At 67.2% G+C, this 20,165-nt stretch carries 15 protein-coding genes, 1 tRNA gene and 4 pseudogenes; 13 read left to right on the top strand and 7 right to left on the bottom strand.

Going from position 1 to position 20,165, the window contains the following annotated elements:
- The first annotated feature begins 23 nt into the window (after positions 1-23).
- The 4 genes from N2652_02260 to N2652_02245 all read left to right on the top strand — a co-directional run bounded on the left by N2652_02260 (position 24) and on the right by N2652_02245 (position 4,994).
- Positions 24-1,781, top strand: a complete 1,758-nt coding sequence (locus tag N2652_02260) for an ABC transporter ATP-binding protein/permease (GenBank protein MCX7818023.1) — start codon at positions 24-26, stop codon at positions 1,779-1,781.
- The gene (locus N2652_02255; protein MCX7818022.1) at positions 1,778-3,586 is read left to right on the top strand and encodes an ABC transporter ATP-binding protein/permease; all 1,809 of its coding nucleotides are present in this window, start codon (positions 1,778-1,780) and stop codon (positions 3,584-3,586) included. Before N2652_02260 ends, N2652_02255 begins: the two co-directional genes overlap by 4 nt.
- Positions 3,587-3,718: 132 nt before the next feature.
- Positions 3,719-4,870 (top strand): DUF1080 domain-containing protein, encoded by a 1,152-nt coding sequence (locus tag N2652_02250; protein ID MCX7818021.1) that lies wholly within the window; start codon positions 3,719-3,721, stop codon positions 4,868-4,870.
- Positions 4,871-4,917: 47 nt separating this feature from the next.
- A tRNA-Met gene (locus tag N2652_02245) sits at positions 4,918-4,994 on the top strand.
- A 397-nt stretch (positions 4,995-5,391) separates the two neighbouring features.
- Here the strand turns inward: N2652_02245 and N2652_02240 are convergent.
- Positions 5,392-5,670 carry a hypothetical protein gene (locus tag N2652_02240; protein MCX7818020.1) on the bottom strand — a complete coding sequence of 93 codons (279 nt, stop codon included), beginning with the start codon at positions 5,668-5,670 and terminating at the stop codon, positions 5,392-5,394.
- A 482-nt stretch (positions 5,671-6,152) separates the two neighbouring features.
- Entirely contained in the window at positions 6,153-6,587 is a 435-nt protein-coding gene (locus tag N2652_02235) for a hypothetical protein (GenBank protein MCX7818019.1), read from the bottom strand.
- Between the two features lie 17 nt (positions 6,588-6,604).
- On the opposite strand from N2652_02235, the pseudogene N2652_02230 reads away from it, so the two are divergent.
- From N2652_02230 to N2652_02210, 5 genes and pseudogenes are all read left to right on the top strand, one after another.
- Positions 6,605-6,803: pseudogene (locus tag N2652_02230) on the top strand (N-6 DNA methylase).
- Positions 6,804-8,313: 1,510 nt separating this feature from the next.
- On the top strand, positions 8,314-8,592 hold the full coding sequence (locus tag N2652_02225; protein MCX7818018.1) for a hypothetical protein: 279 nt from the start codon (positions 8,314-8,316) through the stop codon (positions 8,590-8,592).
- Between the two features lie 175 nt (positions 8,593-8,767).
- Positions 8,768-8,815: pseudogene (locus N2652_02220) on the top strand (hypothetical protein).
- Positions 8,816-8,946: 131 nt separating this feature from the next.
- Positions 8,947-9,102, top strand: a complete 156-nt coding sequence (locus N2652_02215) for a restriction endonuclease (protein MCX7818017.1) — start codon at positions 8,947-8,949, stop codon at positions 9,100-9,102.
- Positions 9,103-9,117: 15 nt separating this feature from the next.
- A pseudogene (locus N2652_02210) lies at positions 9,118-9,453 on the top strand (restriction endonuclease).
- A 43-nt stretch (positions 9,454-9,496) separates the two neighbouring features.
- Here N2652_02210 and nikR read toward each other — a convergent pair.
- The gene (nikR, locus tag N2652_02205; GenBank protein ID MCX7818016.1) at positions 9,497-9,910 is read right to left on the bottom strand and encodes a nickel-responsive transcriptional regulator NikR; all 414 of its coding nucleotides are present in this window, start codon (positions 9,908-9,910) and stop codon (positions 9,497-9,499) included.
- Between the two features lie 140 nt (positions 9,911-10,050).
- Here nikR and N2652_02200 point away from each other — a divergent pair.
- The 3 genes and pseudogenes from N2652_02200 to N2652_02190 all read left to right on the top strand — a co-directional run bounded on the left by N2652_02200 (position 10,051) and on the right by N2652_02190 (position 13,204).
- Positions 10,051-10,521: pseudogene (locus N2652_02200) on the top strand (HAD-IIIA family hydrolase).
- Positions 10,522-10,623: 102 nt separating this feature from the next.
- On the top strand, positions 10,624-11,592 hold the full coding sequence (locus N2652_02195) for an L-threonylcarbamoyladenylate synthase (protein ID MCX7818015.1): 969 nt from the start codon (positions 10,624-10,626) through the stop codon (positions 11,590-11,592).
- Positions 11,593-11,701: 109 nt separating this feature from the next.
- A complete protein-coding gene (locus N2652_02190; GenBank protein ID MCX7818014.1) occupies positions 11,702-13,204 on the top strand; it encodes a hypothetical protein in 1,503 nt (500 codons plus the stop codon).
- 20 nt (positions 13,205-13,224) lie between these two features.
- Here N2652_02190 and rdgB read toward each other — a convergent pair whose 3' ends face one another.
- Positions 13,225-13,836, bottom strand: coding sequence for an RdgB/HAM1 family non-canonical purine NTP pyrophosphatase (gene rdgB / locus N2652_02185; GenBank protein MCX7818013.1), 612 nt, complete (start codon positions 13,834-13,836; stop codon positions 13,225-13,227).
- Positions 13,811-15,208, bottom strand: a complete 1,398-nt coding sequence (locus N2652_02180; protein MCX7818012.1) for an MFS transporter — start codon at positions 15,206-15,208, stop codon at positions 13,811-13,813. Before N2652_02180 ends, rdgB begins: the two co-directional genes overlap by 26 nt.
- 201 nt (positions 15,209-15,409) lie before the next feature.
- On the opposite strand from N2652_02180, the gene N2652_02175 reads away from it, so the two are divergent.
- Positions 15,410-16,810 carry a Gfo/Idh/MocA family oxidoreductase gene (locus N2652_02175; protein ID MCX7818011.1) on the top strand — a complete coding sequence of 467 codons (1,401 nt, stop codon included), beginning with the start codon at positions 15,410-15,412 and terminating at the stop codon, positions 16,808-16,810.
- A 13-nt stretch (positions 16,811-16,823) separates the two neighbouring features.
- On the opposite strand, the gene N2652_02170 is transcribed toward N2652_02175, so the two are convergent.
- Complete coding sequence (locus tag N2652_02170; protein MCX7818010.1) at positions 16,824-19,052, bottom strand: alpha-L-fucosidase; 2,229 nt, start codon at positions 19,050-19,052, stop codon at positions 16,824-16,826.
- Between the two features lie 54 nt (positions 19,053-19,106).
- Positions 19,107-20,144, bottom strand: a complete 1,038-nt coding sequence (locus N2652_02165) for a tRNA-dihydrouridine synthase (protein ID MCX7818009.1) — start codon at positions 20,142-20,144, stop codon at positions 19,107-19,109.
- Positions 20,145-20,165: the final 21 nt, after the last annotated feature.

Here is a 20,165-nt window from a genome sequence, read left to right as displayed (position 1 = left end):
TCTGATCCCGGCACGTTCATCCGATGGCGACCGACGCCGGCTCTCGACATCGTCTCTGGGCATATGTGCGCCCCCACCGCGCGCTGGTGGCGGCGAGCGGGGTGTGTGTATTGGCGGCGGTCGCCGCGCAGGTGGCCGCGCCGGCGGTGTTGCGACGCATCGTGGATGAGCTGGCCGCCGGGCGCGTCGACCGCAGCTCGCTGAGCCGGTCGCTCGCGCTGTTTCTTGGCGTTTCGGCCGCTGGCGCCGGCTGTGCGCTGCTGATGCGGCGCTGGCCGCTGCGGATCGGCTACGAGGTCGAGCGCGACCTGCGCCGGGATTTGCTGCAGCACCTCACCCGGCTGGAACCGGCGTTCTACCGCGATGCGCGGACTGGCGATTTGATGACCCGGCTGACTTCCGATGTCGCGACTGTCCGGGAGCTGGTTGGCCAGGGCATTCTGCAGGGAGCGCGCTCGGTCACTGTGGTCGTGGTGGCGTTCGCGGCAATGATCGCGACCTCGCCGGTGCTGGCCGCGGTGATGGCGGCACTGTTTCCGCCGCTGATCCTGATTTTTTTTGTGATGCTGGGCCGAATTCGGCGGCGCCACGAGGAGGTACAGCGCCTGCAGGGGGAACTGTGCAACTTCTGCCAGGAGTCCCTGGCCGGCATTCGGACGATCCGCGCGCTGGCGGTGGAAGGGGAACGGCAGCGGCGATGGAGCGAGCTGAGCCAGGAGCTGGTGCGGGGCAACCTGCGACTGGGCTGGGTCCAGAATCCGCTATGGCCGCTGTTCGGATTCTCTTTTGCGGTCGGCTCACTCGCGCTGCTGTTGGTGGGCGGGCGCATGATGCTCGACGGTCGGCTGACGCTCGGCGCGCTGGTGCAGTTCCAGCAGTACCTGCTCTTCATGCAGTGGCCGATGCTCGCGATCGGATGGACCGCGAGCCTTGTGCAACGGGGGCGTGCCTCGTGGGATCGCATTTGCGAAGTGCTTGAGCGACGACCTGCCGTCGCCGACGGGCCGTACACCGACCCTCTGGCGCCGTCGCCGGAGGGGGATATCGAGTTTGATCAGGTCAGCGTGATCGAAGGGGGCCGCCGGCTGCTCGACGACATCACGCTGCGGATCCCGGCCGGCACAGTGGTGGGGATCACCGGCCCCACCGGCGCGGGGAAGTCGCTGCTGGTCTCCCTGCTGCCTCGGGCGCGCGATCCGACGGCGGGCACGGTACGAATCGGCGGGCGGGACCTGCGGCAGTATCCGTTGGCGGTGCTGCGCGGGGCGCTCGGCGTGGTGCCGCAGGAGCCCGTATTGTTTTCCGACACGCTGGCCGGAAACCTCTCGTTTGGGCTCGACCGTCCGGACGAGGCGTGGATCCGGGCTGCGGCGGAGCTCGCGCACCTGCACGACGATGCGCTGGCGCTGCCCCAGCAGTATTCGACGCTGGTCGGCGAGCGCGGCGTGACGCTCTCGGGCGGCCAGCGCCGGCGCGCCGCGCTCGGTCGCGCTCTCGCGCGCCGTCCGCGCTATCTGGTGCTCGACGATCCATTTGCGGCGGTGGACGCGGCAACCGAGGCGGCGATCCTCCAGCGGCTGCGCCCCGTCTTTGCGGGATGCACCGCGATTGTAATCAGCCACCGGGTGTCCACGTTGCGCGAGGCGGACAGGATCGTGGTGTTGGAGGGCGGACGGGTGACCGCGACCGGCACCCACCAGGAGCTGCTCGCCTGCTGCGCGTACTACCGTGATCTGGTGCGGCGGCAGGACATTGAGCGGGGCCTCGAGGCTGCGTCATGAGCGCGGAAGGCCCCCTGCTCGACGCGGCGCGACCGGCGGGACCGGTGCTGCGCGCTCTCGCGCGCCGGTTGCGGCCACACGCAGGTGCGCTTGCACTTTCGGTGGGGCTGCTGCTGGCGATGTCAGCCGCGGTGAACGCGCTGCCCTGGATTCTTGGCCGCGCGGTGGACCGCTGGCTCACCGACACATCCGTTCCCGCCGACGTGCGCTGGCAGGGCCTGTTGCGGGACGGCGCCGCGTTTCTGGTACTGGCCGCGCTTGCGTTCGGGCTGCGGTTCGTCGAAAGCCTGCTGACCGCACGCGCGGGGCAACGCGTGGTGCACGACCTGCGCCTCGACCTGCATCGCAAGGCGCTCGCGCTCGATATCGAGTTGTTCGACCGCACGCCGGTGGGCCGGCTGATGACCCGGCTGACCAGCGATGTGGAGTCCGTGCAGCGGTTTGTGACGGAGGGTGTCGTCGGCGCGGCAGCGGACGTGATGATGTTGGCCGGCGTGGTCGTCGCGATGGTGGCGCTGCACGGTGGGCTTGCGGCGTGGGTGCTCGGCTCGCTTCCGCCGCTCTGGGCCGCGCTCGCCTATGTGAACGGGCGGCTTCGCCGCGCGAACCGCGAGATCCGAGCGCGCCACTCCGCACTGAACTCGCTCCTTCAGGAGCAGATTGCGGGCATGTTCACAATCCAGCTCTTCAACCGCGAGGCGCGCGCGCTGCGCCAGTTCGACGAGCGCAACGGCGCACTGCACCGCGCGAACCTCGCCGAGCTGCACTGGTTCACGCTTTACTGGCCCGTGCTCGAAATCGCGCAGGCGGTGTCGCTGGCGGTGGTGCTTGCGGTCGGCGGCGCAATGCGCCTGGCGAGCGGGGGCGGCGTCTCGCTCGGCGTGCTGGCGGCGTTCCTCGCATACGTGCGGGAGCTGTACCGGCCGATCAGCGCGCTGGCCGACAAGGCCGGCCTCTGGCAGCAGGCCGCGGTCGCCGCGGAGCGGCTCTCTGAGGTGTTGGACGCGACCATCCGCGTCGCTGATCCCCCGGCACCGCGGCCGCTGAGCGTCGGCGGCGGCGCGATCCGGTTCGAGCGGGTCGGTTTTGCCTACCAACCCGGCCACTGGGTGCTTCGCGAGGTGGATCTCGAGCTGCACCCGGGCGAGCGCGTTGCGGTGGTGGGCGCGACCGGCGCCGGCAAGAGCACGCTAGCGGCACTGCTGGTTCGCTTCTACGACCCGCAGGAGGGTGTGATCCGGTTGGACGGGCAGGACCTGCGCCAGCTGCGGCTGGCCGACTTGCGCCGCCGCATCGGACTGGTGCCGCAGGATCCGTTCATCTTCTCCGGCACGGTTGCGGAAAACATCGCGATCGCGGTTCCCGGCGCCCCCCGCGGCGAGATTGAGAAGGCCGTGCGCTTCGTCGGGGCGGAGGAACTGATCGCGCGGTTGCCGCTGGGTCTGGACACGCCGTTGGGCGAGCGCGGCGGCACACTCTCCGCCGGCGAACAGCAGCTGATTGCCCTTGCACGCGCGGTGCTCGCGAACCCCGCGGTGCTCGTCGTGCTTGACGAGGCCACCGCGAACGTGGACAGCCGCACTGAACAGCGCATTCAGGACGCGATCCGCCGGCTGATGCGCGGCCGCACCACTCTGGCGATCGCCCATCGGCTCAGTACCGTGCTTGACGCGGACCGCATCCTCGTGATGCGTCAGGGCCGCATCGTGGCGGACGGCCCGCACGCGGTGCTGCTGGAACGCGATCCCCACTACCGCGCGCTGATCGAACTGATGCGGTTAGGGGTCGCCACCGAACGGCCGTGACGCCCAGTTCGCAGCACGGGCCCACGCGCTGTCCCGAGCAGCCGGGCGCGGCGGACTTTGCGCGGCGGGCTCCCCCCTCTATGATGGATGCATCGGGCCCCTTTGATCGGGGCCGGCTGCGGGAGGTGTGCGATGAATCGTTCGGTGTGTTGGAGCGCGGTTCTGTGCACGTTCGCGGTGCATTCGTTCGCGGCGCTGTATGGAGATCCCCCCGATGACCGCCACGCGTGGGCGGTGCATGACATGAACCGGCCACGCCCGCCGGTGGTCAGCCCCGGCGCTGCTCCCGGCCAGCCCCCCTCCGATGCGATCGTCCTCTTCGACGGCACCCACATGGACGAATGGGTTTCCGACAAGGATGGCTCCCCCTGCCCCTGGCGGCTGGTGGACGGTGCGATGGAGGTCGTCAAGGGCAAGGGGATGATTCGCACGAAGCGCGCGTTCGGCGACTGCCAGCTTCACATCGAATGGCGCACGCCCGCCACCATCGAAGGCGCGGGGCAGGGGCGAGGCAACAGCGGTGTCTTTCTGATGGGCACCTATGAGCTGCAGGTGCTCGACAGCTACGAGAATGACACCTACGCGGACGGCCAGGCCGCCTCGATCTACGCGGAGAACCCCCCGCTGGTCAATGCGAGCCGCAAACCCGGGGAATGGCAGACGTACGACATCGTGTTCCATCAGCCGAAGTGGGAAGGCGGACGGCTGGTCCGTCCCGGCTCGATCACGGTCTTTCACAATGGCGTGCTGGTTCAGGATCACTGGCTCTTCGAAGGCGTCTCGACTCATCGGCGCCGCACGCAGCCGAAGGAACATGAGACCAAACTGCCGCTCAAGCTGCAGGACCATGGCAATCCGGTGCAGTTCCGCAACATCTGGATCCGCGAAATACCGGACTACGAGGGCGACTACACCACTGGCCCCTACCGCCGGCCGGAGGCGATCCGCGCCAAGCGTGCGGAGACGGCGGCGCGGGTCCGCGACGACGCGGAGAAGCTTCTCGCGGCGGGGCGTAGGGTCGAGGGAATGCGTCGGCTGTGGGAGTCGCTGATTTACGTCGCGGATCCCGCGGTGGTGGAGCGCTGCGTCCGGATGGCCACCGAGTACGCGAACGAGGTCGCCGCGCTAGCGCCCGCTGCGGCGGAAAAGGCCAAGGGCGACATCCTTGGTGTGCTGGGTGACCTTGAGTATCTGGTGCGCCACGAGATTGCGCCGGCGATGAGCGGACCGCACGAAACGCTGCGGCAGACGGCCGATCGGTTGGGGTGGCTGAAGAAAAAGTAAGGGTTGACGGGCGGCCGGGGCGGGTTAGAATGAGGTGAAGAGCAGGCTGCGGGGTGGAGCAGCCCGGTAGCTCGTCAGGCTCATAACCTGAAGGTCGCTGGTTCAAATCCAGCCCCCGCTACCAGATTTGGGGGGCCGGAACCGTGGTTCCGGCCCCCTGGTGCTGTGATGAGCGCGGGGGTGGGTTCCGTGCGACATCCTCTGAAGCGCGCTTGCTCGCCGCGGTTGCACTGGCGTCACGGATTGCGTCGAGCGGCGACTGTGCGAGCATAACGCGTAAGCCTCTCGTTGGGCACGGCGCTGGTAACGTGGTGGGGTGCCGTTCGTTGGGTCCGCTGAGAGAAGCACGGGCGTTCGAGAACCTGCTCCGCGGGCAAAAGAGCGGCATCCGTGGGTCTCGACTTTCCTGAGGAAGTCCTCGCCTCGAACAGATCTGAACTCAGGGACAACCGTGAAACTGAACATTTCAATCAGTGCGGGTCACGCGCTTGTCCGTCGTGCCGTCCAGCATATCACCCAGTTCAGTCCGTGCCGTCGTCCACCCACCGGGCCAGCTGGCGACCGGTGATCAGAGTGTCTTGTAACCACTCGGAGATCTCGCCGGCACATGTCTGGCGGGCGAGAATCGGATAAGGGGATCGGCGTATCGTCTCCGGAGACCATCGTTCCGAGGAGGTGGCTGGACGGACGACCAGATTTGCGAGCCGAGAACTCTCACCGATGGCCACCTCCTCTGTTCCACCAATGGCCGCGGTATCGTCGAGTTTGACTTCCTCGCCGACAAGGAAACCCACCTCCATCCTTCCCTTCGCCGGACCACCTTGGGCAACGCCTGCACGCCTGCCTCGGCCTGAACCTAGTGGCAACGCTTCCTCGCGCTGCCGCTTCCCGTCTCCCCAAGCCGCTCCGCTCCTACCAGCAGATCGCCATCAACCGCGTCATTCTCGCCATTCCGAGCGGCCGGCGCCGGCTGCTGATCAACATGCCACCGGCACGGACAAAACCGATGTGGCCTTCCAAATCTGCTGGAAACTCTGGAGCACATGCTGGAATCCCACTGGAGAGGCCCGCCGCCCGCGCATCCTGTTCCTTTCTGACCGCTCCATCCTCGTGGACAACCCCAAGGCCCAAAAGTTCGCCCTGTGTGGCGACGCCGCATGGAGAATCGAAGCCGAGGCCGCCTAACGCCGGGAGATGTATTTCGCCATTTGCCAAGCCATCGCCAAGGACGAACGCCGCCCCGGCCTTTACCGTGAATGGAGCCCGGAGTTCTTCGACCTCGTCATTGCGGACGAGTGCCCTCACGGTATTCCGCGACGACAGCAATGGGCACGGAATCCTCACCTGGTTCAGCCCGGCCTTTCAACTCGGCATGACCGCCATGCCGCTGCGCGAGAACAACCGCGAAAGCTCCCAATATTTCGGCGCGCCGGCTAACACCTACAGCCTGCCACAGGGCATCGAAGACGGCTTCTTCGCGCCTTATCGGGTGCACCGCATCGGCACCGACGTGAATGCCACCGGATGGCGGCCGTCGAAAGGTGAACTTGACCGCTACGGCCGCCCGATTCCAGACGGGGAATCCCAGACGCCCGACTTCGAAAAAATCGTCGCCCTCCGCGCCCGCACCGAAGCCATCGCCCAGAGAATCGAAAGTTTCTTCCAACAGCCCGACTCTTACGCCAAAGCCATCTTCGTTTGCGCGGACCAGGAGCACGGTGATGAGATCCGCCGCGCCCCAGCCGCGCTGCTGTGGTCGTGCCCAAGGGGGCGCTCTTTGGCGACGGCGTCTGCGCCCGCATCAAGGAAGAGCCGCTCAAGGACTTTAACCTCCACACCCTCGTGCACCTGCCCAACCGCGTGTTCGCCCACCTACAGCAGCATTCCCACCAACGTCCTGTTGTTTGACCCTTCCGGGCCGACGCGCGCGGTCTAATATTACGAACACCCGCTGTGCGAGGGTCGGAAAGACTACACCAAACCCCAGCCCCTCTTAACTTGATGAGCGACGATGACCAGCTGCCCGTTGGCATTCTTTTGTGCACTGGAAAGAATCCCGCCCCTTTTCGAATACGCGCTGGCCGGAATGGACAAGCGCCCTTTTGTTTCAGAGGAGGGCGCTGGTTTGTCGCCGATCAAAACTGCAATTCGCCGTGATGAGTTGCCTCCCTCCAATGCGCAGCGTCTTGCTCCATCGCGAAGCGTCCCGGAACAACGCCATCCGATGCAATTCGTACCACAATTCGATCGAACAATCCGGTTGGAATGGACAACCAAAGCAGAGCTTGGATCTGCCCCCGGAAAAAAGCCGCCCCAATCCGAAGACGATAATATGGTTAAGTGCCTAAGGACGAAAAGGTTGATTCCTCCATCCGTTCGCGGTTTGGCTGCTGCCGCGAACCGATCTCGAAAGGACGCTGGAGAACGGACAGGATTTAGAGGATGAACAGGATTGGGATGCGCCAAGCCCGCGGCTACCCAACATGAACCTCCGTCCTGTCCAAGCCTCAGGTCCCAACGTGGGCCTCGGGGAGGTTTCTCTGGGAAGGCGCCGGCCTCGGCGTCCATTGGCGGTCGACGATGAAATCCGATGATGCGCATCTCGTGTGGCGTGCCAGATCGCCCTGGCCCAACGTGCGTCTGAGCGAGGTGTTGTGGCGATCAGAAGTCACGATCACCCCAGGCCCGGCGGCCGAACACCTGGAAATCACGGTCAACCTGTGGAGCAACGGCGTGGTTGGGCGGAGGCAGGTCTCCGGCGCATCCGTGACCGGATCCAGGTTCGTAGCGCGCCGGCCAGTTCATTTTTATCCCGCATTGACGCCCGAAACGGCGCGATAGGGCTTGTGTTTGCGCCCTTGTATGGAGCGCTGATCAAGAATGATTCCCCGCTATTCGACATCAACATCGCCCGACTGGTACCTGCTTTTTCTCGGTTGGCTGCGCCGCACCGCTGGTTTCGTAGAGTTGTGCAGGCGAGCCAACGAAGGCACGACCAATCGCGTCCGGCTGCAAGAGGATCGTTTCCTTGCCTCGGGAATTCCTCTGCCGCCGTTGGCGGAGCAGCGGCGGCTGGTGGCGCGCGGATTGAGGCCCTGGCCGCCCAAATCGCGCACGTCCGTGCTCTCTGCCACCAAGGCCCCCAGAAAACCAAGGCGCTCATCCCATCAATGGCTGCTCACTTGTTTGACGAGCTCGAGGTCGGCGACCCGATAGTTTGAGGTTACCGACCCGTGCCGTTTCGTTGGTGGAAGCCAGCCGCCGAAACGTGAATATCGTTTTGAGCCGAAACCGGGTTCGGTACGTTTTCTCCAAGTCCATGACTTCTCAAACGATGATCAGAAGACTTTTGTCCGAAATTCGCCACGAAACGGGATCGCAAAACCGACCGATCGGCACAAGCTGGGTTCAACAGGCGCGACCTTGCCGGTGTCAAACAGCCGTTGCTGCCATTGGAAGAGCAGCGTCGGGTCGTGGTGCAAATTCTGAACCTGTTGCAGGCTGAAGTGGACCGGCTGAAGCGGTTGCAGGCCCAGACTGTCGCCGAACTGGACGCGTTCCCGCCATCCTTGACCGGGCGTTCAAAGGGGCACTGTAACAAGCACTCCGTGAAGGTGACCGAAGCAGTCTGTCAGGTTTTGCGAGAGGTACAGCAGCCACTGACGGCCGAAGAGATCACCAAGCGCATCCTGTCCGCTGGGCCTCTGGAAGACGAAAGCTAAGACTCCGGCGGTGACGGTGGCCGCGCGGCTCTACATGACATCAAGGCCCAGGCGTTCACGAAGCGCAAAGAGAAATGCGACCAGGGAGGAAACGTTCGCCGTGGCGCCTGCCGGACCGTGCTCTTTCAGAGATGTGGCCGAGAAGGTCCTGCAGCAGTTTGGCAACAAGAAGCCCATGCGTTATCGGCCGATTGCCCGGACGACCATCGAGCTTGGCTGGATCTTCACCGAAGGCAGGACACCGGAGGGGACGATGTCCGCCCAGATACTCGCGGAATTTGCCGGCACCAGAAGTGCGGAAAACAGCCGCGCTTCGTCCAGTACGGACGGGGCTATGTCGGGCTCTACCGCTGGATGGGTAAGGGCCTGGCTTTCGAGATCGAGCAGCACAACGAACGAGTCCGTGAAGCCCTGCACCGGCCCTTGCCGGCGATGGACCCGACCGAGTTCGAAGAGTTGATCGGCCGCATGCTGGCGGAAATCGGCTTCGAAGAGATCGAGATCACATAGCGCAGCAGGGATGGCGGCATTGATGTGCGCGGCGCGCTGGTGGTCGGCGATGTCATCCGCACGCGGATGGCCGTTCAGGTCACGCGCTGGCAGCCGAAGAACCGAGTACAGTCGCAGACCGTCCAGCAGGCGCGTGGCAGCCTGGGCACTCACGAACAGGGTCTCATCAACACGACCAGCGACTTCACCTCCGTCGCCCGAGCCGAGACGGAGCGCCCGAACGCTGTGCCGGTCGCGCTGATGAACGGCGTGCAACTGGTGGCATTGCTCGCCGCGTATGGTATCGGCGTCAGGCGCCAGTCGCATGACATCATTGAGCTGGACGAGAAACAGCAGACGGCAGCCGGATGATCGGCTGAGCACCAAATGCTACACGGTGTCGGCCAGGCGGGGGTCAGGGGAGGTGGGCGCCGGTGGTGCCGGCGGCGAGGGAGATGTGCTTCATCCCTTTGACCGTCTTAAGCTTCCGGAACACCATCTGAATGCGTGCCGCGCGGCCGCGAACGGCGATGATTTCAAGGCAGTTTGCGTCGTCCAAATGCACATGCTGCGCCGAGATGATCGCATCGTCGTAGTCGTGCTGAATCTCGATTAGGCGCCGCACCAGGTCGCGCCGATGATGGTCGTAGACCAGAACGATCGCGCCCGCCACCTCCTCGTTTTCGCTCCACTCCGTCCGGACCAAGCTGGCCCGGATCAGATCCCCCACCGCTTTGGAGCGTGTCGGATATTGCTCCAGTCGGATTTTCCGGTCGAACCTTTCGACCAGTTCCCGCTCTAGTGAAACGGTGAATCGCACCACGCCCATGGGCCAGTCTCCCGGTCGGACCACGGCGCCAGCCCACCGTCCGTGTTCCGCCGCGCCGACACGGCGAAGCTAGCGCCTGGGCCACCCGCGCGCAATCGGGTCGACTTGCCGCCCTGATCGTGCGGGATATCCTGCCGCACATGCCCTCCAACCCTTTCGGCTCTGGCCACCGCCGTGCCGCGGTGTTCCTCGACCGCGACGGTACTCTCGTTGAGGATATCGGGCCGATCCGATCGCCGTCGGACCTCCGCTGGCTGCCCGATGCGTTCGATTCGCTGCGACGGCTCGCCGCCCGGTATGAGCTATTCATCGTCACGCATCAAGTGTGGGTGGCTCGCGGTGAACTGACGCTCGCGGAGGTCGAACGCGTGCATCAAGCGATCCACGAGCGCATGGCTGCGGAAGGAATCCCACTGCGCCGGATTTACGTCTGCCCGCATGAGACGACAGACAACTGCCCGTGCCGGAAGCCGAGCCCGCATCATCTGTTTGAGGCCGCCCGCGAGTTCAATCTGGACCTCTCGCGATCCTTCGTCATCGGTGACCATCCACACGATGTCGAAACTGCTGCGCGCGCCGGCGGGTGCGGGCTGTACGTTCGCACCGGGCATGGCGAGCGCCACCTGGACGAGCTACCGCGCGGGGCGGTTGTGCTGCCGGCACTCCGGGAGGCGGCCGACTGGGCTCTGGCGGTCGCGGAGGCAGAACGCCGCATGGGGGACTGGCGTGCGGTGGTGCGTACCGCGGCGGACACGCTGCGGGCCGGCGGCATCGGGGCATTCCCCACCGAGACGGTCTATGGCCTGGGCGCCCGCGCGGCCGATGCGCGAGCGGTCGCGCGCGTGTTTGAGGTGAAACGTCGACCCACCTTTGACCCGCTCATCGTGCACGTCGGAGACGAATCGGGCGCGATGGCCCTCGCGGCGGAGTGGCCTGAAAGCGCGCATCGTCTGACCCGGGCATTCTGGCCGGGCCCGCTCACTGTGGTGGTTCCGAAACGGCCGGATGTGCCAGACATCGTCACCGCTGGCCTACCCACTGTGGCGCTGCGATGCCCCCGGCATCCGGTCGCGGCGGAGCTGCTGCGCGCGCTGGGCGAACCGATCGCAGCGCCGAGCGCCAACCCGTTCGGCCGGACCAGTCCCACCGCCGCCGAACACGTGCGCGAAACGCTCGGCTCGGAGGTGGACTTTGTGCTGGATGCCGGGCCGTGCACCGTCGGTATCGAGTCGACTATTGTCAGCCTTGTGGCGGCCCGTCCCGCGCTGCTGCGGCCGGGTGGCGTGCCGGCCGAAGAGATCGAGGCGGTGGTGGGGCCGCTGGACCGACCCCGCGAGGTAAGTCCGGACCGGCCCGAGTCGCCGGGTCGCCTCCCGCGCCATTACGCTCCCAGGACCCCCCTGCGGCTGGTGCCGGCAGGTGCGACGGCCAGACCCGGGTCGGGCCGCTGGGGTCTGCTCGTGTTTCAACGGTTGCCGGAGGTAGGAGGGTGGGAACGCGTCGAAGTGCTCTCGCGGGTTGGCGACCTACGCGAGGCGGCGGCCAACCTGTTTGCGGCGATCCGGCGGCTCGACGAGGCGAACCTGGATGGTATTGCCGCCGAGCTTGTGCCGGACAGCGGTCTCGGGCTGGCGATCAACGATCGGCTCCGGCGCGCCGCGCATCCGGGGCCTGTTGAGTGAACGAGCCACCGCGGTGGGGCCGGATTCATGCGGACTTCCCCCCGTCGCGTTGCGAAGTGGACCGTGGTCTCGGATGTGGTCATCATGGGGCTGACCACAGAGGTGAGCGATGCAACGTAATCCTGGCCGATTGGCTGCATCCGCGGTTGTCGCGGGCGCGATCATCGCGTCCGCGCAGCCGATTCGACTCCATCCAGAGAATCCGCGGTGGTTTGAGTGGCGCGGCCGTGCGCTCGCGCTGATCACGAGCGCCGAGCACTACGGGGCGGTGCTGAACCTCGACTTCGACATCCGGCGCTATCTCGAGACGCTGGAGCGCGAGGGATTGAACTACACGCGCGTATTTTCCGGCGCCTATGTCGAGCCGACCAATGCGTTCAACATCCAGCGCAATACGCTCGCGCCGGCACCAGGTCGGTTCCTTGCGCCGTGGGTCCGCAGCGACGAACCCGGCGCCGGGGATGGCGGCACGCGTTTTGACCTCGATCGCTTTTCGGACGCGCACCTTCGCCGGTTGCGCGATTTCATCGCGGAGGCGGATCGCCGCGGAATTGTGGTGGAGCTGACGCTCTTCTGTGCGACCTATGGGCCAGCGCAGTGGGCGATCCACCCGTTCAACCCGTCGAACAACATCCAGCGCCTGCCCGTGCACGATTACCGCCGGCTCCATCTGCTGCCGGTGTCCGCGGACCTTGCAACTGCGCGGGCGTCAAACCCGGCGTTCCGCTATCAAGAGGCACTGGTTCGCCACCTCGTGCGCGGATTGAACGAGTTCGACAACCTGTTTTACGAGATTCAGAACGAGCCATGGGCGGACAACAGCCGCCCCGGCGAGGTGATTCACCCGTGGTGGACCGAACGCCGTGGTTGGCCGAACGCGGTGCAAATCCCGACCGCCGAGTCGGTCGCCTGGCAGCGAGCGATCGCGGCGGTGATTCGCGACGAGGAGCGACGTCTGCCGAAGCGGCACCTGATCGCGCAGAACATCGCGAACTTTGTGCTCGCGGTGCATCCGGATGACCTTGTGCCGGAGGCGGAGCTGCTGAACTTTCACTACGCGTTGCCGGAGGCGGTCGGCTGGAACCGCGGCTGGAAGGGGGCGATCGGCTGCGACGAGACCGGCTTCATGGGCCGCGAGGACACACCGTACCGGCGCCAGGCGTGGCGGTTTGTGATGAGCGGCGGCGCGCTGTTCAACCACCTGGACTACTCCTTCACCGTCGGCCACGAGGACGGCAGCGACATCGGCAACGAGGCGCCGGGCGGCGGCGGGCCGACCATCCGCCGGCAGCTCGCGATCCTCTCACGGTTTCTCCACCAGTTTGATCTGACGAGGTTGGAGCCGGACTGCCTCGTGGTGGAGGCGGCGCCGGGCGTGGCGACGTGGTCGCTTTCCGTGCCCGGATTGCAATACGCGATCTATGTTGAAGGGCGCGGGCCCACCGAGCTATGGCTGCGGCTGCCGCCGGGACGGTGGCGGACGCGGTGGATCTCGGTCGAGGACGGCAAGCCGCTTGGGGAAAGCGTCGACACGACGGACGGCACAACGCCGACCTGTGTGCCGGTGCCGGACATTCGCGGGGGGGCAGCGGCGCGGATTGTCCGCAGCTGAGGCGTCGGTCCCATCCGGGCTTAGCGGGCCGCGGCGCGCGCGGCGGTACGCAACACCGGCCCCCAGACAGCGAGGGCAGCCTGCAGAGCGCGCGCCCGATGCGAAATTTGGTTCTTCACCTCCGCCGGCAGCTCCGCAAATGTCTGCGCGAAGCCATCAGGGACGAAAATCGGGTCGTATCCAAAGCCGTGCTCGCCGCGCGGTTCGGATGTGATCACGCCCTCGCAGATGCCTTCGACGGTCTGCGGTGGGAAGCTCGGACCGGCCAGCGCCAGCACGCAGCGAAAGCGGGCGCGCCGGTTCGCAATGCCGGACAGAGCGGCGAGCAGCTTGCGGTTGTTCGCAGCGGGGTCGCGTTGCGGGCCCGCGTAGACGGCGGAGAGGACACCGGGCGCGCCGTCGAGCGCCTCCACCTCGACGCCGGAATCGTCCGCCAGCGCCCATTCGCCGGTGGCCGCGTGCACGCCGACGGCCTTGCGCACCGCGTTGCCCTCCAGCGTTGCGGCGTCCTCCACAATCTCGGGGCAGCCGGCCACCTCGGCGGCGCCGACGATCTCCAGATTCACACCGGCCAGCAGCTGACGGAACTCCCGCAGCTTTCCTTCGTTACGAGTGGCGATGATCAGTTTCATGTGGTTCATGGTCGGGCGGCGGCGGCCGGCTGCCGGTCCGGCCACCAAGGCGCACCAGTCGCGGAACCCTCTGGATCACGTCGATCCCCGCCGTCAGCACCGGTTCGCCGCTGCCGAAACGTCGCAAGATGGTCCAGGTGCTCACGCGTTCGACCGGCCGCACCTCGCGGAACCTCGGCAGCATCACCGCCGCGACTGCGATGCGTAGCAAACCGGAGGCGACGAATACCAGCGGCAGCGAGGACACCAGCCGCACCGTCCAGGGGCCGATCGCGAACTCGTTCGGCAGCAGTTCTGCCAGCGGCGCGCCGATCAGGTTCGCGCCAATCAGTGTGCCCGCGGCGTTGAGCAGTCCGTGGTAACCGACGACTCTCGCGCGTTTCGCGGGTGTCACCGCGTCGTAAATGAAATTTGTGGTTGCGAGGTTGAACCCCGCCCAGCTGAGGCCGGACAGCACCTGCACGGCCAGCAGCAGCCGGAAGTCGGTCGTGATCGCCCACAGCAGCGGCAGCGCCGGCAGCAGCACGCTCGCGGCCTTGATCGCGACGCGAGAACCGTGGCGATCGCACACCGCGCCCCACCAACGGTACGCGGCGGTCTGCGCGAGCAGCTGGACGACGTTGTTCAGCGTGAACTGCGCGTAGGACCAGTGCAGATCGCGCAGCATGTACACGCTGAAAAACGGACCCGCGACGTTGGTCGCACCGTTCATCAGCGCGACCAGCAGGCTGAACTTCACAAAATTCGAACGCGGTGCGCGGCGGAGGAAGTCCCAGAACGAGAACCCCGGCTCGGGCGAGCGAACCATCGGCGGCTCCCAGTGCCGCGACAGCAGCCAGGAGCTCAGCGCGCGCGCGAGCGCCGCGACCGAAAACAGTACGCCGAAACCGAAGAGCACCTGCCCGCGCTGGCGGAACCACGAAAGTATGCTCGCCGCCAGCAACATGGAGGCCGTCAGCGCGATCATCACCGTGGAGTTGCGCCGCGCCAAGTAGCGGCCGCGATCGTGGTCGCTGGTCACATCGCCCATCCAGCTGGTCCAGGCCGGTGTACCGAACGCACCGAGCCATGCGAGCGTTGCCCCGAGGATCAGCACCCAGTCGACCGCGCGTGCGGGCGTTGCGATCGCGCCCGCGTAGAGCAGCACGTACGCGGCCGCGTGCGCGGCGGTGGTCGCGACCAGCAGCGGCTTGCGGCGGCCGAACCGCTCCGCGAGCGCGGCGCCCGCGACCTGCGCGAGCGCACCGATCACCAGCGGCATGCTGCCCAGCGCGGCCATCGCGCGGTTGCCGGCGCCCAGGCGCAGCGCGAAGGGCGAAAGGTACGCATCCCCGAAGCCCGACATCACCGACCACGCCACGCCCTCGATCACGGAAAGCCGCCGCGTGCGCGCCGCTCCGGGCGTCCCGGCCCAATTCGATGAACCTTCGGACATGCCGCGCAGTGTACCTTGGCGGTCCCGTCTCGCGAATCCCGCGGCTCCGCCTCCCGCGAGTCGTTTGAGCGCGGCCGGTCGCCGGCGCAGAATGTCGGCGGGCGGGCGGCCAGCCCGCTCCGCACGGAGGACAGTACGATGATGAATTCGCCGACTCGAACACCCCTCGCGTCCCGTGGGTTCTTCATCCAGCGTCGTGCGTTTCTGCGGACAGCCTCGGGCGCACTCGCCGTTTCCGCGCTGGGCGCGTACGGTGCTGACCTGGTGAACCGACCGCCGCGCCGGGTCGGCCTGATCGGCGCCGGGTGGTACGGCAAGAGCGATCTGTGGCGGCTGATCCAGGTGTGCCCGGTCGAGGTGGTTGGCATCAGCGATCCGGACCGACAGATGCTCGAGGGCGCCATCGAGATCGCCGCGCAGCGGCAGCCCTCACGCCGTCGGCCACCGGGCTATCGAGATTACCGGGACCTGCTGCGGGAGCAGAAGCCCGAGATCGTGCTCGTTGGTTCGCCGGATCACTGGCACGCGCTGCACGCGATTGCGGCGATCGAGGCCGGCGCGGACGTGTATCTGCAGAAGCCGATCAGCCGGGACGTGCTGGAAGGCGAGGCGATCCTCGCGGCCGCACGCCGGCATCAGCGAGTGGTGCAGATCGGCACACAGCGGAAAAGCACCCCGCATTTGATCGAGGCGAAACGGCGCGTGATCGAGGAGGGGCGCCTCGGCCGGATCGGACATGTGGACATGTGCTGCTATTTCCACATGCGTGCAAACGGCAACCCGCCGGAGCAGCCGGTGCCCGACTTCTTCGACTATGAACTCTGGACCGGCCCCGCGCCGCTGCGCCCGTTCGACGGTTTGCCCCACCGCCGCTGGTGGCGCACGTTCATGGAGTACGGCAACGGCATCGTCGGCGACATGTGCGTGCACATGCTGGATACCGCGCGATGGATGCTCGGGCTCGGCTGGCCGAAACGGATCAGCTCGACGGGCGGCATCTTCGTGCAGACCGGCGGCAAGTCGAACATCACCGACACGCAGACCGTCACGTTCGAGTATGACGGCCTCTCGTTAGTCTGGCAGCACCGCACCTGGGGACCACCCGCGGACCCGGACTATCCGTGGGCGCTGTTCATCTATGGCGAACGGGGGGTGCTGAAAGCCAGCACGATGCGCGCCGACTTCATTCCGCGGGACAAGTCCGCGGAGCCGATCCGCTTCGAGTGCTTGTACGAGCGCGAGCAGTACCCGGAGGATCTCACCGAGAAAGACATTGAGCTCAACGCGGCGCCGGCGACGCGCCGGCACATGCTCGACTTTCTCGCCGCGATTGACCGCCGCTCGCGGCCGGTCGCGGACGTGGAGGACGGGCACATCTCCACCGCCGCCTGCATCCTCGGTAACCTGGCGATGGAGCTGGGCCGCACGCTGAGTTACGACCCGGCCACCCGCACCGTGCGCGGCGATCCGGAGGCAACCGCGCGGCTTCGCCGATCCTATCGCACTCCCTGGAGGCACCCGGCGGAGACGCTGACCTGAGGGCCGCCGGGGTTCACCACCGCGCGCGGTCGAGCCGGATGACCGCCACCGGCGCGGGCACAAGCTCCAGTGGCAGTACAAGTTCGGCGACCGGCACCGGCGCGCGGTCCGTGAGGGGGCGGGGTGGTGCGCCGAGAACGACGGCGCAATCGAACGCGACCGGCGCCGGCAGCGGGAGCCGGCCGTCTGCGGGCCGCTGGAAGACGTGCAAATACAGCGTCGTGTCGCGACGGGTGATCCGGCCCCAACGGGGCGGCGGCCACGGTGAGCGATCCGTCGCATAAATCGCTTCCCCGTGTGCGCGCAACCAGTCTCCGATCGCGCGCAGCGCCGCAACGCTCTGCTCCGGCACGCTACCATCGGCCCGAGGCCCGATGTTGAGCAGGTAGTTGCCGCCCTTGCTGGCGATGTCCACGAGGTTGCGGATCAGCTCGTCCGCCGGTTTCCACGCATGGTCGTGCTCGCTGTAGCCCCAGGTGGTGTTCATCGTCATGCAGGTTTCCCAGTCCACGTCGGGGAGACCTCCGGGAGGGATATGCTGCTCAGGCGTGAGAAAGTCGCCGAACTTGGGATCGAGGCGTGGCGCGACCGCATCGGTGCCCATGCCGGTCCAGCCGGCCTCGGCGCTGCGGTAGAGGCGGTTGTTCATGATGATCGCGGGCTGCAGCGCGCGGGCCATCGCGAGCAGCTCAGACGCCCCCCAAGCCTCGTCGCCCTGGAAATCCTGTGCGCTGTAGTCCCACCAGAGCACGTCCACCGTGCCGTAGTTGGTGAGCAGCTCCCGGACCTGCGCGTGCAGGTACTCGACATAGCGGCGATGGTCGCGCGCGCCGTTCGGGTAGGGACGGCCCTTCAGCGGGTGCGGCAGCTGCGCGGAGCGGGCGTACTCGTACTGGTCGTGATGCCAGTCAATCACGGAATGGTAGAACCCCACGCGCAGCCCCTCCGCGCGCAGCGTGTCCACAATCTCGCGGACCAGGTCGCGGCCGAGCACGCTGCCCGCGTCGAACCCGGACACTGCGGAATCGTGCAGCGCGAAGCCGTCATGGTGCTTCGTCGTGAACACCACGTAGCGGCAGCCCGCTTCGCGCGCGAGGCGGGCCCATTCGCGCGCAAAGGCCGGAGCGGGCCGGAACTTCGGGATCGCCGCGCGCGCGTAGGTTTCGGTGTCCGCCTTCACTCGCTGCTGGATCCACTCCATGCCGCCGCGTGTGCCCACGGGCCGTCCCTCCCAGGTGCCGGCGAGCGCCGAATACAGTCCCCAGTGCACGAACAATCCAAACCGCGCCTCGCGCCACCAGCGCATGCGCGCGTCGCGGCGGTCGGGCGACTCCGACGGCGGCGAGGTTGGCGCGGCCTCCGAAAAGGCAATCTGTGCAACCACCGGCCAGTGGTCGGAGGGAACCCGACCGCGCTGCGAACGGCGCACAATCTGCGCTTCCAGCACGCGCGCACCGCGCGAGGCTGCGATCCAGTCGATGCGGGGGCCCGCGACCTGGTCGGGCCGGAAACCGTTGAACGTGCCCTCGTCCGGCTGGCGAACGGGATGTGCCGCGCGATACACGTCCACCAGCGGTGAGGGCGCTGCGGCGGTGTCTCCAAAGAGCGCCGCGTAGGGAGGATCGTCTTCTCCGGCGTTGAAGTCGCCGGTGACGATCACGCGGAGACCGCGCCCCTCGCGTTCGACAAACTCGCGCAGGCGCCGTGCGGATTCCAAGCGCGCGCGCGCCCCCCGGTGATCAAAGTGCGTGTTGCAGAACAGCAACGGCGGCGCCAACGGATCAAGTCGATCGCGCAGCCTCACCCAGGTGACCATGCGGGGCAGCGAACTGTCCCAGCTCCGGCTACCCGGCACCTCTGGGGTCTCGCTCAGCCAGAAATGGCCGCCGGCGAGTCGCTCAAAGCGCGTTCGCCGCACGAACACCGCGCACATTTCGCCGCGATCACCACCGTCATCGCGCCCCGCGCCGAACGGCTCGTGCTCCGGCAGCGCGGTCGCGAGCGCATCCCGTTGAAACGCCAGCGTCTCCTGTGTGCCGAGCAGGTCCGGATCCGCGGTGCGGATCGTTTCGATGAGAAGCTCCTGCCGATTGGTCCACGCGTGCAGGCCGTCCGGCGCAGTGCCATAGCGGATGTTGAAGCTCATCACGCGGATCGGCGCGCCGGTCGCCGTGCCGATCCCGAAGGCGCCGAGCGCGACCGCCCGGGCGAGTGTGCACAGGCGCACTGCGGTTCGAGGCATCGTGAATTTCCGACGGTGCAACACCGCGCAGCTTGCGCCAACGGCTGGGGAGGGTCAATCCGGTGGCACGTCGGCCGCCGGTCGATCTGGGCCGAAGAGCAGCGTCAGCCCCTCCTCGATCGCGGCCGGGCTGCGCACCGAGTTCAGACGCCGGCGCAGTTCCGCCGCGCCGGGGCGACCGCCTGCGTAGCGCAGCAGGTGCGCGCGGAACCGACAGGCCGCGATGTGTTCTGGCGGATGGCGGCGCCGACGGCAAAGCGGATGGCTGCGCTCCAGTTCCAGCAAGCCGGCGAAATGTTCGCGAATCAGCGCCCGCACCTCGTCCGGGCCGGGCGGGGGCGCGGGCGGCCGCCCTTCGAGCACGGCGGCAGCGTCGCGGAAAATCCACGGCCGGCCGATCGCGCCCCGGCCGATCATCACCGCGTCGACACCACTGGTGCGCCAGCGCTCCACCGCCTGCGCGCCGCTACCGATGCCACCGTTGCCGATCACCACCAGCTTCGGGTGACGCCGTTTCACCTCCGCGATGAGGTCCCAGTCCGCCGGGCCGCTGTGCCGGACGGCGGTGGGCCGCGCGTGGATCGTCAGCGCGGAGGCGCCGGCCGCTTCGATCGCGTCCGCAAGTTCGAAAATGAGAACATGGTCCGCGGTAGGGCCGGTGCGGGTTTTCACGCTCACCGGCAACGGCGCCGCGGCGCGGATCTCGCGCACGATCGCGGCGAGCCGGTCGAGGTCGAGCATCAGCCCGGCGCCCGCGCCGCGCCGCACCACCTTCGGCATCGGGCAGCCGGCGTTCACGTCAATACCGTCGAACCGGCCCAGCGGCGCGATCATGGCGGCGGCTGCGCCGAACACGGCCGGATCCGCGCCGTAGAGGTGCGCGAACACCGGCCGCTCGTCGGGCGCGCTCGCCAGCAGATGCCAGGTCGCGGCGGAACGGCGCACGAGGCCGTCCACGCTCACCAGCTCTGTGTACACGGCGCCGGCGCCGAAACGGCGGCAGATGCGCCGGAAGGGCAGATCGGTGTAGCCGGCCATCGGCGCCAGCACAAACGGAACTGCGAAGAGGGAAGAAGGGGGGGTCTCGATCATGGCCGGCCCGGCGTGTGTCTC

It is taken from the genome of Kiritimatiellia bacterium (assembly GCA_026417735.1).
Taxonomy (GTDB): domain Bacteria; phylum Verrucomicrobiota; class Kiritimatiellia; order PWTM01; family PWTM01; genus CAACVY01.
This window is presented reverse-complemented; position numbering and strand designations above follow the sequence as displayed.